This is a genomic window from Blastopirellula marina (assembly GCF_002967715.1).
Classification (GTDB): Bacteria; Planctomycetota; Planctomycetia; order Pirellulales; family Pirellulaceae; genus Bremerella; species Bremerella marina_B.
In genome coordinates this window covers 308,226-324,442 of record NZ_PUIA01000037.1, presented here as the reverse complement: position 1 = coordinate 324,442, position 16,217 = coordinate 308,226, and the positions used below count along the sequence as shown (strand labels likewise).

Sequence of the window (16,217 nt, the reverse complement as noted above, 5' to 3'; positions counted from 1 at the left end):
TGCAAAAAGGCTTGTCGAAGGTGCCTTCCGACCATCGCCGCGATCCGTATTCTATCACGCTTGCACCCTGGAAGGTGGTTTACGTGAGGAGATGGTCGAGAATTGACAGCCCCATGACAGGCTCATAAACTCGATCTACCCCTAATGCAACGCCCGTGCCGAAAGAGAAAAAATGAACGACACCAAATACAAATGGGCCGTTGCAGGCGACGTTAACGCCTTCTTTGGCTTGATGTTAGATAACATTGCCGATCTTTTGCTGACGATCGGATTGCTAGCGGCGGTCTTTAACTTTCCTACAACGTTCGCCATTGGACACATGGTGCCAGGAACGGCGATTGGGGTGCTGGTAGGAGACCTGATCTTCTTCTGGATGGCCATGAATCTGGCGAAAAGGAGTGGCCGTAACGACGTAACTGCTATGCCTTTAGGGCTCGATACGCCCAGCACCTTTGGCATGGTGTTTTTCGTTTTGGGGCCATCGTTTGTCCTGGGAGTCCAGGAATTACAACTGACAGCAGAAGAGGCTGCTATCCGTACGTGGCATATTGGCATTTGGTCCATTGTCTTGTCCGGAATTTTCAAATCCTTTTTCTCGTTCAGCTCAAGTTGGATTCGTCGAGTCATTCCACGAGCAGGGCTCCTCGGATCGCTAGCGGCGATCGCCTTGGTGCTGATCAGCTTTCTGCCGTTCATCGAAGCGTTGCACTTCCCAATCGTGGGAATGACGGCCCTGTCGATCGTGCTGGTTACGCTCGTGGCTCATATTCGCCTGCCGTTCAAGATCCCCGGCGCGCTGGCGGCGCTGGTCGTGTCCGGTGCGATCTATTACCTCATGTATGGACTCGGCCTGCTGGGAGCCACGCCGGAAGCGATGGAATTCCAGCCCACCGAAGCATTGCTTCCCACCGACTGGCTGGCCGTATTCCGCTTCGAGTGGCTAACCGTGGCAAAGTTCAACGAGGCCGCCCAGTACTTACCGATTGTCATTCCGTTTGCCTTGGCAACCGTGATCGGCGGGATCGATTGCGTCGAAAGCGCCGCTGCGGCCGGCGACGAGTACGACACTAACCGCATCATCGGAGCCGAAGCCATTGCAACGCTGGTGGCTGGTCTCTGCGGTGGTGTGATCCAAACGACACCTTACATCGGCCATCCTGCTTACAAGGCGATGGGAGGGCGAGCCGCCTATACCTTGGCAACGGCCTTGTTCGTGGGCGGGGCAGGGGTGCTCGGTTATTTTGGTTTTCTGTACTGGGCGATTCCCAAACCAACCGTCTTTCCGATCCTGGTGTTCATCGGGCTCGAGATCACCTCGCAAAGCTTTCAAGCGACCCCCAAGCGGCACTATCCAGCCGTGTCGATTGCCTGTATTCCGGCACTTGCCGCATTGGTGCTGATCTTCGCCGGCGATCTGCAAGGAACCTACACGGGGCTTTCATACCAAATGCAGGGGCAAGTCGCGGCAATGGCCGAAGCAGGGGAGATCGATCCTGAAGCGGCGCAGAAGCTGAACGATATGACGCTCAAGCTGCGTGAATACAGCCAAGGAAACATTCAAACGCCCCCAGACCAGCACGGACATTCGCACCCTGCCGGTATCGCCGTGAAGCTGCAAACCTTGCAGATGCTGGCCGGTGGTTTCATTCTGACAAGCATGCTCTGGGCGGCTATCCTGGCGTTCATCATTGATCGTCGCTTATATACGGCAACGGCATTTGCCGTGATCTGTGCGGTCTTCAGCTTGTTTGGCGTGATACACTCACCGTTTCCAAGTGGTAAGCTGGTATTAGGTTGGCATGTGCCTGACATTCCCAGTGCGGCTGCCGGCCAAGGGCCCATCTACATGATGGCGACCTACGTCTGCATGGCGGTCGTGTTGGCCGTGTGCGGCATCTGGCAACACGCATCCCCCATGCGCGAAATCCCCGAACACGACACAGAAAGCTAGATCCATGCTCGAGCGCATTCTCGAACCCGAAGTGATGGACACTCCGCAGGAAGCGATGATCTACGACGAAATGGATCATGGCGAGGTAAACGAAGCGTTCGTCAATGATCTGATTGCTTTCCTCGGCATCGAGCCTGACATGGAAGCCAAGATGATCGACATCTTCGACATCGGGACCGGTACGGCCCGCATTCCCATCCTTTTGGCCGACCGCATCCCGCAGTGTCGAATTATGGGAGCGGATGCGTCCGTATCGATGCTCGACGTGGCCCGAATCAACATCGACATTGCCTGCCTGCTCGAACGTGTTCAACTTGCGCGAATCGACGCCAAACAAACCGACTATGAAGATGGCTACTTTACCGGGGTGATGTCGAACTCCATCATTCACCACATCCCAGAGCCCATTGCCGTGCTCCAGGAAAGTGTTCGCTTGGCGGAACCTGGCGGCTGGCTCTTCTTCCGCGATCTCCTGCGGCCCGAGTCCAACGAACAGGTCGAGCAGTTGGTGAAGACCTATTGCGGCAAAGAACCGGAATCCGCCCAGAAGATGTTTGGCGAGTCCCTTCAGGCCTCCCTCTCGCTTTCGGAGATTCGAGAGATGGTTTCTTCCCTCGGCTTCGATCCGGAATCGGTCCAACAGACGTCGGATCGTCATTGGACTTGGGCAGCGCGGAAGCCGGAATAATCGGCACATTCGGCAGTCTGACAAGAAGTCGCCACGCTTCTTCGAAATCCAGAGCCAAGTCCTGTTCTTTCCCTTCCAGTAGCTACTACGATCAAATACGTAGTGCGTGGTATTGCGGTTTAACGTGGTGATTTTCCAGCGGGAAGATCGCGGGGATCGCAATGCGTATTTTACTTTGGAAGATCCATGGCAACTGATTGCCCATCGAGCGATCCGGTAGCGATTCCGGGCCCGCTTCCCATCCCAGCTCATTCCCTGAGCGTAAGCATTCTTCACGACGTCGATTCCACGTCGTCTCTTTTCGTGGAGTGGGAGCATCTGGCCGGCCAACGTCTGTTTCTGGCACCTCGCTGGCTGTTGACCTGGTGGAAGCACTATCGTCAACCAGGCAGCCAACTGCAGATTGTCACCGTACGCGACAACAACGGATGGCTGATCGGCCTGGCACCATGGTACCGCCGCCGCAGTTGGTGGGGTGGCGACGAGATTCAACTCTTGGGCTCGGGAGAAGTTTGTAGCGATTACCTTTCCGTGCTGGCCAAACCTGGCGAAGAAAGCCTGGTGATCAACGCGCTTGCCGATTTCCTGCCACGACAGCTTGCCAAAGCCGATCACTTCTTCTTCGAAGGTCTCGATGCGTCCGATACCGTGATGCTTCATTTCGCCAGCGCGATGCGAGACCGGCAATACGAAGTCAAGCAACTACCACAACTCGACAGCTATCAACTCGCGCTTCCGGCGACATGGGAGGAATGGGTTTCGCAGCTTTCCCGATCGCGCCGTCATCGCGTACGTCAGCTGTGGCGTAATCAATTTGAAACAGGCAAAGCCACGATCCATATCGCTGATAAATCGACCCTGGAACAAGGATTCTCGATTCTGGTCGATCTCCACCAAAAGCGACGTAATCAGATGGGTCAGCGTGGTTGTTTTGCGTCGAAGCGATTCCACCAGTTCCTGCAGGAAGCCGCCCGTGAACACCTCGAATCAGGTCAGCTGCGTTTGCAGTGGATTGAACTCGAAGGACGTCCGATCGCGGTCGAGCTGGATCTGGAAGAGGGGGACACCCTCATGCACTACTGCAGCGGCATCGAGATCGACTGTGACTATGCTCGGCCAGGCTGGCTCGGCATCACGGCGGCCATTCGTCATGCGATCGAATCCGGAAAAGCAACGTTCGATTTCCTCCGCGGGGACGAGGGGTACAAAAGCCATTGGCGAGGTCAGCCGGTCCCGCTGATGAATCTCGAACTCATTCCACCCAGATTCGGCGCTCAGGTCCGTTCTCAATTGCGAGGATCGTTTCGTCTAGCCAAGCAGCAAGCCAAACGTATCCTGAGGAAGTCGGCAAAATCGGAACAAACGGAAGGGCACTCATCCGACGAAGGCTAATGACTCGACAAGAACGATAGGCTCGACTGCTAGCACTATCGAATCGAGACATCTCCCATGAAACAAAAGGCCTGGGCCATTCATTTCGTTTACGCCGGCATCTTTCTACTGCTGGCCGGCGGCCAAATGTACGCCGTGGAATCGTATCAGCTCACGCCATCCGCTACGAAATTCCTGGCTCATAATGTGGGCCCTGGCCCTGATACTCCTCGCGGGGCACTCAATCACCTGATGGTCAACAGCGGAGCCGATGTCCGGGAAACCATTCGACCGCCAGGATGGATTTCTTGGGCAGCACTCAGTGCGGGTACCGTGATGGCCGTGCATGGTGGCATGCTGATCGCGCGAAAGAAATAAGCCAGGCCATTACCACATGGATGCGTTTTGCCTTAATCGGTTTATTCCGTGCCCGTGTGGTGCAGGAAGGTCCGCTCGCCTCGGTGATCGAGACCGCCCTCACCTGGGGAGTCGCTGCGGCAATTACGCACTGTGTAGGGATTGATCCGGATATGCTGGCTGGCTCACCCTCGATCTAGTGAGAATCCGGCGGCCAAAAAGTACCGCAAATATGAATCACTGCGGCACGATCTGTTTGCCAAGTGCTTGTCGAATCGTGACAATAGAACGTCGATAAAGTCCTGCGCAGACGCGCGGTGGCCAACCCTCATGCCCTCACATCTTGGTTACTACTACCAGCCACTGGCATCACGCTGATGCGCCTTTTGTTTTTTGACGAATTTCCGCGTGGATTCACCCCGATTCTGGCAAACTTAAGTCTTGTGAAATTCGTAACAAGTATAGAGAGAGCAAGAGGTTCGACCATAACCCGAAATCACTTGCCCCATGGAGAAGGAGTCGAGCCATGAACTTCAAACGTATCCTATTTCCGACCGATTTTTCTCACTGCGGTGACGCTGCGCTGCATTTGGCGACCGCTCTGGCACGAGATAGTGGGGCAACGATCATCGTTGCTCACGTCGAAGAGCCTCCAACGGTCTACGGCACCGGCGAGATGTATTACGGCATGCTGGACCCATCTCCAGACGATCTGAAAAAGATGCTGCACGAGATTAAACCCAGCGATCCGGAAGTTCCTGTGGAATATCGATTGATTACCGGGGATCCTTCCTCAGCCGTAGTTCGACTGGCAGATGAAGAAAAAGCCGACCTGATTGTTTTGGGCACCCATGGCCGTACCGGCCTGTTGCATATGTTGATTGGTAGTACCGCCGAATCGATCGTGCGGCATGCCAAATGTCCCGTCTTGACGTTCAAACAACCGTCGGAGACGAGTTAACCCCATTTCATTCAATACCCCATTTTAAGCCCCGAAAGGGAAGGAGGTGTGCGATGACCAGTGATAGCTATCTAACCGGAGGGAATCGGCCCTTCTACCTGCACTTCACGTTTGAGCATGAAGGGCTCGATTGTGCAGTCCATGATCTTCAGCACTGTTTGCAAGATCCAAACAAGACCATTGTGAAGTCCCAGTTGTCGATGCGTTTGTCACAGCTTCGTGAGTTGATGATGAAACACTTCCACGAAGAAGAAGAAGGTTGCTTCGACGAAATCTGCGCCCAGCACCCACATATGTGCCCGGCAACGCGGAAGATGGAACGTTCTCATCGGTTGCTACTTTCGCAACTGGATGCGTTGGTTCTTGATCTTGAGAAAAGCTCGGTCACCGAAGACTGGATAGAAGGTTTCGATGCATTTGCAGACGAAATGAATAAACACAAAGAAGCCGAAGAGGCATTCGTCCGTCAAGGACTACAACTGCCTGACGACGAGGCGTGACTGTTCCACGATCCAGCAGTTCGCTACTATGAGTTTAGGCTCCTAGACGGTTTGCAACCTTTGTATAAGGCGAGGAAAGGGAACTTCCCATGACCTGGATTTCAAAAGCTCCGATTGTTGTGCCATACGACTTCTCCGCCAATTCCAAGGATGCGGTCGATATGGCCATTTCCTTGCTGGAAACAAGTGACGGTGTTCACTTGATTCACGTTCTTGGAGAGCTCTCGCCGGCTGAGCCCGGCGAAGTATGGGATACCGTGGACGAAAACACTCGGACACATCATGCGACCCAGGCCATCCGCAAAGAGCTCTCCGACGAGAAGTACAAAGACGTGAAAATCATTATCGCGTTCGGCGACCCAGGCGAGAAGATCTGCCAATACGCAGAAAAAATCGAAGCGAATGCGATTATGATCCCATCGCACGGGCGATCGTCGATTATGCGCGTACTGGTGGGCTCGGTCGCTGATCGAGTAGTTCGTTTGGCCCACTGCCCGGTGATCGTACTGAAGAAACCCCGCAAGTAACGGAATGTGAACGGGGCCTTACGACCAAGTAGTATGGGCCTCGTTCCCGCTCCTACCGTAGGCAATCGCAGTCTTGCTCTGTTCAAACTGACTGCGTTGAGACAGATTGTTATCACACTGATAACAACTGGCCCGTCAGCACGAAAGTCTTTCCCAGGCCGAATTTCTTTCCTCGGCCTTAAGTCCCTGATATTCCACAGTTTAGGAATCTTCTTGGGATTTCTTTTTCTGTTTTGGCATCCCCGCTGCCTTAAGTACTAGCGTTGCCATCAAGTCACCGACGGCAACCGGACAGGACAACACAAGCTTTGGAATTAGATTACTCGGGGGAAATGAAAATGTTGACGAAGACTTTGGTTTGGAGCGGGATTCTGAGCGCGGCACTTCTTTCGATGGCATCGACGGCAAACGCCGGTCACTTCGACCATCGACACCGCCTGGTGGATGACATTGAACGGCTGCATCATGCAACCGAAGAGTTCTATCAAGAGGTTCGCCATCACGAAGGCTTCAGCAGCCTGACGTTTGAAGCAAAAGCACTGCTGCGTGAGGTCGATCACTTCTGCGACACAGCTCGCCGAAATGGAAGCCTGACACATCTGCGTCACGACTTCGATGAAGTCTCAACCGAAATGCGTCATGTTCAACACGACTTCCGCCGCGCCTGGCACGGTTGCCATCGCCCAGACCGTCACGTGTTGAGTGCCTGGGCCGAAGTGGAACGAGCGTTCGACCGGGTCTACTTCGACTTGTACGAAGCCCACTGCGGTTACATCCAGTACACCTGCCGCATTGGCAACGTGCACGACCATGGCCATCACGACGACCACTACAACGATCACCAATTCCGTCCTGACTACGGTCACTACCAACCACAGCCACGTCCCTACCCACAGCCAGGCATTCAGTTTGGCACGAAGGACGGCAAGATCAACGTTAAACTCGGCAACGGTGCCCCTGCCTGGGCACACATGCTGAAGGGAGCGATCAAATAGCTGAGGGTGTACTCGGCGGAAAAGCGTGCGATAGCCTGTCGCACGCTTTTTCTTTTTCTTGGCCACCATCCGCTTCTGTTCTTACAATGCCAGTAAGAGAAACGCTTTGGTTCGATTCTGGGGTTTTCGTCATGCGATCTTTCATCACGCTTCTGGTAATCGCTTTGCTTTTGTGCTGCGTGGCAACCGAGCTATTCGCCCAAAGCATCTTTATTCGCCGCGGCAACATGTCGGCTGATGCTCTGGCGCTCGAGCACAAGGTCAAGAAGCTCGCGTCGTACGATACCCAGATGAAGACGCTGAATGCGGCCCTGCAAGATTTGGCCGACGAGTCGCAGAAGTTCACGCGTCTGGCGCAGCGGCAGGGAAGCTATTACGCATTGCAGCGTGCGTTCGATCCGGTCATTCAGCGATATAAAGTGGTCGAATATACGATCGACAATGCCTCGGACTGGAAACAAGGCAATCCTCGCATGCAGGACTGGCGAAACTTGCAGGACGCTTTCGATCAGACCTACTACGACCTGTACGGGTATGACCTGCTCGATCCATACTTCGGCCGTCATCCCGATTTCGCTGCGGTACCAGTGCATCCGCAGATCCCGTATCGAGTATTGCACCCTGAAAGTCCAAATTGGTCGACGCCCAACCGCGAAATCTACCCGTCCTCGCCGGCACCCAGCTTTGAACTGCCCACCCCCAGCAGTATCCGAGGGCAAGGCAACCCACAGCAGTTTTAGCACCCCAGAAACGGAAAATGGCTGCGTTCTGCTTGGAACACAGCCATTGGGATGGTCTTTTATGGGTCGGTCTGCTGGATTAGCGACCGTGACGCATGTGATGGATTCGGCGAACGTTGTTGCCGTAGACGTGACCAAAGCGGTTTGGTCGCTGGGTGATTTCCATCGAGCGAATTTGCGAGCGGTATTCGGCCCGGGTCATGGCGTTAACGTTATTTGCCTGGAATCCGAACCAAATTAGGGAGACCAGTGCCAAGCTGCAGAGGATGTTTTTGCGTGCGGTAGGAGCCATCGTAAAACCTTTCTATCTATCGACCTTGTCCAACGACGCGAAAGTCTAGCTCAACATTCGCACAAAGCCAACCCATCCTGTGTAAATTCACAGAACTGGCCAAGCCTCCCAAATTGGAAAATCGATACCAGAAATGCCAGCGTGGCTTATTCGGTGTCTAAACGGGCCAATTCCGGCGAAATTGCTTCCAATTCCATGCGCAAAAAGCGTTTTACCTGGTTGGTTGTTTTCATTTCAATCACTTTTTGAACAACCCGTTCGGCGTGTTCGATCGTCGTTAGAATCGCCAATTCCTTGATAGTGGGGATAAACGCAGGGCTCATGCTGAAGCTTCGCAGCCCCATCCCCAAAAGCAGGAGAAACGCGCGAGGTTGGCCCGCCATCTCCCCACAAAGAGTGACCGGCTTATTGGCCTGGTTGCAGGCCTCGATCACATGCTTCAGCGTCATCACCACGGCCGGTGAAAGGGGCTGACATAGCCCGCTTACCTTTGGGTTATCGCGGTCGGCAGCGGTCAGATACTGCACCAGGTCGTTCGAGCCAATCGAAACGAAGTCGACCAGTTCCAACAGGTGCTGGATACATACGGCGGCGGCCGGTACTTCGAGCATCATGCCCACTTTGACTTTCCCTCGCGGTATACCACGTTCGTCGAGCGACTTCTCGGCCTTACGAACCAAGTGATTCGCTTTGCGCATCTCCTCGACATTGGTGATCATCGGGAAAAGCATGTTCACTTCCCCTTCGCTCCCTTCAGGCAGTTCCGCCGCGCACCGCATGATTGCACGAAGCTGCGAGAGGAAGAACTCTGGGTGCTCGAACGAAAGCCGAATGCTCCGCCAACCCATAAACGGGTTCGCCTCGTTATGGTTGTGCCCCAAGTAGGCAACCGTCTTATCGCCACCGATATCGAGCGTCCGAATCGTCACGTACTTGTGCGGTGACTTCTGCAGAATCTCTTTATAAACTTCGTACTGCTCGTCTTCGTCCGGGACATTTTCGTGCGTCAGGTACAGGTATTCGGTGCGGTACAGCCCCACCCCCGCAGCACCCATCGCTTCGGCCGCTTCGACGTCTTTCACGTTGTTGATGTTCGCCAATAGCTTCAGCGGCGTCCCATCACGCGTGACGGCTGGATGATGACGATTGGCAGCCAGCTGATCTTTCAGATGGAAGAACTCTCGCTCCAGCTTGCGATATGCAGCAAGCTCTTCCGGCTCGGGATTGATCGAAACAATCCCTTCGCTACCATTCACCACGACCGTGTCACCGGTCTTCACTTTGCGAAGAATGCCAGAGACACCGCTCACCGCCGGTATACCACGGCTGCGAGCGATCAACGCCGCATGGCTGGTCTGGCTGCCCGCCTGGGTCACAATGCCGCGGACGTCGGCTTCCCCCAGCGCCACGGCCTGGGAAGGAAGCAGTTCGTCGGCGACGACAATCAGCGGACCACTGAGGCCTGATTCTTCGGCGTCGTTCAGCACGTCGGAGAGATACGCGCTCAAGCGAACGACGACATCGCGAATATCGTTCAGGCGTTCCTGAAGATATTCATCTCCGGTCTTCGAGAAGACTTCGGTGTACTGCTCCATCAGACGATGCAGCGCGGCCGATGCGGTCAGATGCTCTTCGACGATCCAGTGTCGGACCTTATTGGTGAATGCCGGATCACGCAGAATCGTTTGATGCACGGCAAAGATCGCCGCTTCGTTCTTGCCGATCTGCTTCTCAACCTTGGACTGCAGTGCCGCCAAATCGACAGCCGTGCGTTCGCGAGCCTGTTCGTACCGCGCAAGCTCTTTCTGCACTTCGTGCTTCTCTAATCGCTTGCGATCAGGGTTCACGAAGATCTCTAAAATGCAGTACGCCACCCCAATCGAAATGCCTGGGGAGACTGCCAATCCTTTTTCCATTCCCGACACGATGGTCTCTCTATGTAAGCCTGTGGGAAGGTCCGCCTAATGGGGTATTATAGCAGTCCCAAGGCCCATGTGCGGTAGGGCCGCAACTAAACCCCAGATAAAGGCGCTCAATCCGCTGCTGAACCTATATAAGGCCTGAATGTTCAGTTACTTGTACGCGAAAGGGCGGAAAAAGATCCTTGCAAATTTGTCACATGCTGGTGGGGGATATTTACCCAAGCCAACCCATGCTGGACTTTCGCAGAGCGAATTCCCCGTTACGGTCCGATAGACTTCATGACGGCCCTGAAAATACGAACTCCTTCTCGAAGCTGTTTTCGATGCTCTTCTTCAGCGGAACGAACTTCCGCATCCGATAACCACGGAGCATAGGTCCTTCCGCTGGTTAGCCCAAACTCATCCCAGCCTTTGTCATCTCCATCCGACGGTAGCCGGTTTGCGCCATCCATGACCCAGTTCAGAATCTCTTGAGGACAGGTCACCAAGAAAGATTTCACGTTTTCGACGGTAATTCGCTCGAACACATAGAGGAATACCTCGTTCTTCGTAATGACTCCGCGAGCGTAAAGATCCGCAGCGTGATTCGGCGACCGCGTTCCATCGAGAGTTTGCTGGCTTGCGTTCCACCAATCAATTTGTTCTTCACGACTCAGTTGTTCCCACTGCTCAATGCTAAAGCAATTCGGTCGCCAGATTGGTCGATCATTCATCGTCATTACGGAAGCTATAAGCCAACAAAAAATGCCCACACGATGGTGGGCATTTTATCTCTTGTACCAGGTAAGCAGCAAAGCTTACTTGTGGTTTTCGATCGCACGCTTCAGAGCGGTGCCCATGTCGGCAGGGCTTTCGGCGATTTCGACGCCGGCGGCTCGCAGGGCGGCGAACTTCTCGTCGGCCGTTCCCTTACCACCGCTGATGATCGCACCAGCGTGACCCATACGCTTGCCCGGAGGGGCCGTACGACCGGCGATGAACGCGGCGACTGGCTTGGTCACATTTTCCTTAATGTAAGCAGCGGCTTCTTCTTCAGCCGTACCACCGATTTCGCCCATCATCATGATCGCTTCGGTGTCGCCGTCGTTCTGGTACATTTCCAAAAGATCGATGAAGGAAGTACCGACGATCGGGTCACCACCCAGACCGACGCAGGTCGACTGGCCCAGGCCCAGGTTGGTCAGCTGCCACACGGCTTCGTAGGTCAGCGTACCGCTGCGGCTCATCACGCCGACAGGGCCCTTCTTATGAATGTAGCCCGGCATGATGCCAATCTTGCATTCTTCGGGGGTGATCACGCCAGGGCAGTTCGGACCGATGAGGACCGACTTGCTCTTCTTGACGGTTTCGTAAACGGGAACCATATCGAGGACCGGCACCCCTTCGGTGATCGCACAGATCACTTCGATACCAGCGTCGATGGCTTCCAGAATGGCGTCGGCGGTGAACGGTGGCGGCACGAAGATCATCGTGGCGTTGGCACCCGTTTCCTGGACGGCTTCTTCGACGGTGTCCCAGACCGGCAGGCCTTGAACCGTTTGGCCACCTTTGCCCGGCGTGACACCGCCAACCATCTTGGTGCCGTATTCCTTGCACCCCTTGGTGTGGAACTCGCCGACCTTACCGGTGATGCCCTGACAAATGACCTTGGTGTCTTTGTTGACCAGAATGCTCATGGTTTTGACTTAGTTTTCGGTTTTCGGTGTTCAGTTTTCAGCAAGACTTCGATGGCCTAAGCGTCCGTTTTCTTACAGGTGAAAACGGAACGCTTCACACTTGTCGCTACGCTACCGTCGCAACAACCTTCTTCGCAGCATCGGTCAAGCCGTCGGCGATGATGATATCGATACCTGAGTCAGCCAGCATCTTGCGGCCTTCTTCGACTTCGGTTCCTTCCAAGCGAACCACGAGCGGGACGTTGAAGTCGAGCTTCTTGTAAGCTTCCAGCAAAGCACCGGCGATCGTCGTGCAACGCATGATGCCGCCGAAGATGTTCACCAGCACGGCCTTCACGTTCTTGTCGTCCAGCAGAATGCTGAATGCTTCGGTAACCTGATCGACATTGGCACCGCCGCCGACGTCCAGGAAGTTGGCCGGTTCGCCGCCGTGCAGCTTGATGATGTCCATCGTGCTCATGGCCAGACCAGCACCGTTAACCAAGCAGCCGATGTTGCCGTCGAGCTTCACGTAGCTGAGCCCCGTGTTGCCGGCACGCACTTCGGCGGGTTCTTCTTCGGAAAGGTCACGCAGTTCGGCCAGATCCTTGTGACGGAACATGGCGTTCTCGTCGAAGGTCATCTTGCAGTCCAGGGCGATCATGCCGCCGTCGCCGGTGATGACCAGCGGGTTGATTTCGGCCAAAGCACAGTCGGTGTCGACGTAAACCTTGCACAGACCCTTAATGAATTTCTCGGCCGCGCGGGCAGCAGGACCATCGATACCCAGCTTCTTGCACAGCTTGCGGATCTGGAAGCTTTGTGGGCCCAGAGCTGGATTGAAATGTTCTTTGAAAATCTTCTCAGGCGTTTCGGCGGCGACTTCTTCGATCTCGGTACCACCTTCGCTCGACATCATCAGAACCGGCAGCTTGGCAGCTCGGTCGAGTACGATACCCAGGTACAGCTCGCGAGCGATGTCGCAGCCTTCTTCCACCAGAATCTGGTTGACCTGTTTGCCTTCAGGGCCGGTCTGGATAGTGACCAGTTCCTTGCCCAGCAGGTTCTTGGCAACGGTGGCGGCTTCTTCGGCCGACTTCACCAATTGCACACCGCGTTGATCGGCGTTGTCTTTCACGGTCCCTTTACCGCGACCACCGGCGTGGATCTGGGCTTTCACCACGGCGATCTTACCGCCCAGTTCGGTGTAAGCGGCACTCGCTTCTTCAGCGGTCTTGGCAACGATGCTACGGGGTACAGCAACCCCGGCTTGGCGAAGGATTTCTTTCGCCTGGAACTCATGAATCTTCATCGACTTCTTCCAGATGGAATTGGCAACGGTCGAGCAGGAAAAGCCGGATTATACGACTGCGGGAAAATGAGGGTCAACCGGAGGGGAAGCGCGAAATTGTCGCACTAACCCCCGATAAGGCCCAAGTTAAGAGGGTGGGATAAGGCCAACTAATGGGGAAATGTGCGCTTGTGGCAGCGATGCGTGCCAGACAGCACGAGAACTGATAATCGGTGCCCAATTTCAAGCGAATCGGGCACCGAAAGTTTTTCTCGGAAAGAAATCACACTTGGCCGGCGTGGCACTACAGCGAACCCCGCTGCCCAGCCAGTTCTTCCAGGCCCAGCTTCTTCATTTTCTTATAAAGCGTCGTGCGGTTGATGCCCAGCTGATCGGCCGTCTCGTTGCGGTTCCAGCCGTTCGACTCCAGCACTTCGCGGATGATCTGACGTTCCGGGCCTTCCAGGGCTTCTTTCAGCGAAGTACCTGTACTTCGGCTGACCGAGACCGGGGCCCCCGAGGCGATCGACGATGGCATATCGTCTGGGGTGATCTCGTCATGTTTGCTGAGAAGCACGGCTCGTTCGACCACGTTCTGCAGTTCACGTACATTGCCCGGCCATTTGTATCGCTGCAACGCGGCGACCGCTTCGCTGGAGAAGCCATGCACGCGGCGACCGGTATCCTGGCAAACTTCGGCCAGGAAGTGATCGGCCAGGCGTGGAATATCGGAAATACGTTCCCGCAGCGGGGGCAGTTCCAGGTTGATGACGTTCACTCGATAGAACAGGTCCTGACGGAACTGGCCCCGATCGACCAGGTTGGCCAGGTTCTCGTTGGTTGCCAAAACAACACGCGTGTCGACCGTTTCGGTCTCGGTGCTGCCTACTGGCTCGAACTGCAGTTCTTGCAGCACGCGAAGCAGTTTGACCTGCATGCTGAACGGAGCGGTACCAATTTCGTCGAGGAATATCGTTCCCTTGTCGGCCGCTTTGAACTTTCCGACCTTATTGCCGGTGGCACCGGTGAACGAACCGGCTACGTGGCCGAAAAGTTCGCTCTCGAGCAGGTTTTCCGGTAGGGCACCGCAGGCCACTTCAATGAACGGTTGGTCGCGGCGATTGCTGCGACGATGAATAGCGCGGGCCAACAACGACTTACCCGTTCCGCTTTCACCGGTGATCAAAACGGTGGCTCGCGTGTCGGCGACACTGTCGACCATGTCGAAAATGCGCAACATTCGATGGTCGTGGCCAATAATATTTTCCAGCCCGAATCGCAGATCAAGCTGCTGCTTTAATTGTTGGTTTTCTTGCATTACCTTCTGTTGCGAGAGAGCCCGCTGGATGGCCATCTCGAGTTCTTCGTCGATCAACGGTTTCGTCAACAGATCGAATGCACCAGCTCGTAAGGCCTCAATCCCCGTTTCCACGGTTCCGTAACCGGTAATCATGATCACGGTTGTGCCAGGGTGATGGGCGCGGCAATGTCGCAACACATCAAAGCCGTCTTCGTCTCCCAAACGAACATCGGCGAGAATCAGGTCGTAAGGGCGATCGTCGATCAGAGCGATGGCCTGGTTCAGATTCGAGGCCTGATCGACGGCATAACCGATTTCGCGCAGCCAACTTCCCATCGATTCCAAGACATGGCGGTCGTCGTCAATCAGTAGCAGTTGAGCTTGGTTCATGATGGGAATATCCAGTCGGTACGTGCTGATTCTATCTCTCAATTTGGGGGGAGAGTCTCTGCAAAACAACACATGTCGCAGATTCTCCACATCCTCCTATTTATCTAGGTCATGTATTCATCCAGGTCAAAACAATGTGGCATTTTGTAGACACCCCCTACGTGACGTGATATCCCGCTGCGGTAAACCACATCCTACGGTTAGGCGGCAGAATCCCCCTTAAATGATGTGAAAAACAGCTTATTTACTACGTCTAGCGGGTGCGGGACATCGCAAAAAGGGGCAGACAACGGGCATCCACACTGGAAATGCCTTCACTGGGGGTTAACATGGTGGCAAGGCAGCGTCGATAAACGCAAGGTTATCGCGGGTATGCAGTTAGCGAGATATACGGCGTTTTACAAAAAGTGCTAGTCTCGCGCCGGGTGGGGAAAACTGCTCCGAGAAGCCGCTCATAACAGCCACCCTCGTTTCAGCGTGAAAGGTTCCTATGTCCATTAATGTGTTGGTTGTCGACGACCACGAAGTCGTTCGCAGCGGCTTAGCGTGCCTCTTTCGTGGCACGGATATCGAAGTCGTTGGAGAGGCAGTTGATGGAAATGATGCCATTGAAAAGGCACTCCAACACAAGCCTGATGTCGTCCTGATGGATATTCGTATGCCAGAAATGGACGGCTTGGCCGCTTTGGAAAAGTTGCAGTCGGACGCTCCCGGCACGCCGGTCGTCATGCTTAGCACCTACGACAACCCAACGTACGTTGCACGTGGTGTTGCCCTGGGCGCAGTTGATTACGTGCTTAAAGGTTCGCCTCGCGAAATGATCGTCGAAGCGATCCACAATGCTGCCCGAGGGGGCAAGCAGCCTGACGGCAGCATCATGTCCCGCGTTAAAGGGACGATGGCCAAGCGTCACGATGCCAAGAACAGCGAGTTCCCACTGACCAACCGCGAAATGCAAGTGCTTCGTCATTTGGCGCTGGGTCTGAGCAACCGCGAAATCGGTCGTTCGCTGAGCATCAGCATCGAAACCGTCAAAGAACACGTTCAGAACATTCTGCGTAAGGTCGACGTTACCGACCGTACCCAAGCCGCGGTTTGGGCCGTCCGTCAAGGTTTGGTCTAACTAACGCTTCCGCTTCGTTCGTTCGCACAATCGACCCTGCTTGCTCGCAAGCAGGGTTTTTCGTTGCGCTAAGCAGAAATTCTGGACGCAGACCTTCGCGTAAAGTACCGTGCAGATCTTGCCGGCACCCATCGCACGCTTCTTCTTGAGGTCG

The 16,217-nt window shown here is 54.8% G+C and carries 16 protein-coding genes; 10 read left to right on the top strand and 6 right to left on the bottom strand.

From position 1 onward, the window contains the following. The first annotated feature begins 172 nt into the window (after window positions 1-172). The 9 genes from C5Y96_RS13240 (at window position 173) to C5Y96_RS13200 (ending at window position 8,090) form a co-directional block, all read left to right on the top strand. Entirely contained in the window at window positions 173-1,951 is a 1,779-nt protein-coding gene (locus C5Y96_RS13240) for a permease (RefSeq protein WP_105354025.1), read from the top strand. Between the two features lie 4 nt (window positions 1,952-1,955). Beyond that, entirely contained in the window at window positions 1,956-2,639 is a 684-nt protein-coding gene (locus tag C5Y96_RS13235) for a class I SAM-dependent methyltransferase (RefSeq protein WP_105354023.1), read from the top strand. Between the two features lie 186 nt (window positions 2,640-2,825). Continuing rightward, the gene (locus C5Y96_RS13230; protein WP_105354020.1) at window positions 2,826-4,031 is read left to right on the top strand and encodes a GNAT family N-acetyltransferase; all 1,206 of its coding nucleotides are present in this window, start codon (window positions 2,826-2,828) and stop codon (window positions 4,029-4,031) included. A gap of 57 nt (window positions 4,032-4,088) precedes the next feature. Beyond that, entirely contained in the window at window positions 4,089-4,388 is a 300-nt protein-coding gene (locus tag C5Y96_RS13225) for a hypothetical protein (protein ID WP_105354018.1), read from the top strand. A gap of 505 nt (window positions 4,389-4,893) precedes the next feature. Further along, window positions 4,894-5,328 (top strand): universal stress protein, encoded by a 435-nt coding sequence (locus C5Y96_RS13220; protein ID WP_105354016.1) that lies wholly within the window; start codon window positions 4,894-4,896, stop codon window positions 5,326-5,328. A gap of 53 nt (window positions 5,329-5,381) precedes the next feature. Continuing rightward, window positions 5,382-5,828 (top strand): hemerythrin domain-containing protein, encoded by a 447-nt coding sequence (locus tag C5Y96_RS13215; protein ID WP_105354013.1) that lies wholly within the window; start codon window positions 5,382-5,384, stop codon window positions 5,826-5,828. Between the two features lie 89 nt (window positions 5,829-5,917). Continuing rightward, window positions 5,918-6,355 carry a universal stress protein gene (locus tag C5Y96_RS13210; protein WP_105354011.1) on the top strand — a complete coding sequence of 146 codons (438 nt, stop codon included), beginning with the start codon at window positions 5,918-5,920 and terminating at the stop codon, window positions 6,353-6,355. A gap of 338 nt (window positions 6,356-6,693) precedes the next feature. Then, complete coding sequence (locus C5Y96_RS13205) at window positions 6,694-7,350, top strand: hypothetical protein (RefSeq protein WP_105354009.1); 657 nt, start codon at window positions 6,694-6,696, stop codon at window positions 7,348-7,350. A gap of 131 nt (window positions 7,351-7,481) precedes the next feature. Beyond that, entirely contained in the window at window positions 7,482-8,090 is a 609-nt protein-coding gene (locus C5Y96_RS13200; RefSeq protein WP_105354007.1) for a hypothetical protein, read from the top strand. A 79-nt stretch (window positions 8,091-8,169) separates the two neighbouring features. On the opposite strand, the gene C5Y96_RS13195 is transcribed toward C5Y96_RS13200, so the two are convergent. The 6 genes from C5Y96_RS13195 to C5Y96_RS13170 all read right to left on the bottom strand — a co-directional run bounded on the left by C5Y96_RS13195 (window position 8,170) and on the right by C5Y96_RS13170 (window position 14,943). Then, window positions 8,170-8,382, bottom strand: a complete 213-nt coding sequence (locus C5Y96_RS13195; RefSeq protein WP_105354005.1) for a hypothetical protein — start codon at window positions 8,380-8,382, stop codon at window positions 8,170-8,172. A 146-nt stretch (window positions 8,383-8,528) separates the two neighbouring features. Further along, window positions 8,529-10,286, bottom strand: a complete 1,758-nt coding sequence (ptsP, locus tag C5Y96_RS13190) for a phosphoenolpyruvate--protein phosphotransferase (RefSeq protein ID WP_233198947.1) — start codon at window positions 10,284-10,286, stop codon at window positions 8,529-8,531. Window positions 10,287-10,564: 278 nt separating this feature from the next. Continuing rightward, window positions 10,565-11,017, bottom strand: a complete 453-nt coding sequence (locus tag C5Y96_RS13185; RefSeq protein ID WP_146115652.1) for a hypothetical protein — start codon at window positions 11,015-11,017, stop codon at window positions 10,565-10,567. Window positions 11,018-11,101: 84 nt separating this feature from the next. After that, window positions 11,102-11,980: a succinate--CoA ligase subunit alpha gene (gene sucD, locus C5Y96_RS13180; protein ID WP_105353998.1), complete on the bottom strand. Its 879-nt coding sequence runs from the start codon at window positions 11,978-11,980 to the stop codon at window positions 11,102-11,104. Window positions 11,981-12,086: 106 nt separating this feature from the next. Continuing rightward, window positions 12,087-13,271 (bottom strand): ADP-forming succinate--CoA ligase subunit beta, encoded by a 1,185-nt coding sequence (gene sucC, locus C5Y96_RS13175; RefSeq protein WP_105353996.1) that lies wholly within the window; start codon window positions 13,269-13,271, stop codon window positions 12,087-12,089. 283 nt (window positions 13,272-13,554) lie between these two features. Continuing rightward, entirely contained in the window at window positions 13,555-14,943 is a 1,389-nt protein-coding gene (locus tag C5Y96_RS13170) for a sigma-54-dependent transcriptional regulator (RefSeq protein WP_105354330.1), read from the bottom strand. 487 nt (window positions 14,944-15,430) lie between these two features. Here C5Y96_RS13170 and C5Y96_RS13165 point away from each other — a divergent pair, with 487 nt between their 5' ends. Beyond that, window positions 15,431-16,063: a response regulator transcription factor gene (locus C5Y96_RS13165; protein WP_105353993.1), complete on the top strand. Its 633-nt coding sequence runs from the start codon at window positions 15,431-15,433 to the stop codon at window positions 16,061-16,063. Window positions 16,064-16,217 lie beyond the last annotated feature (154 nt).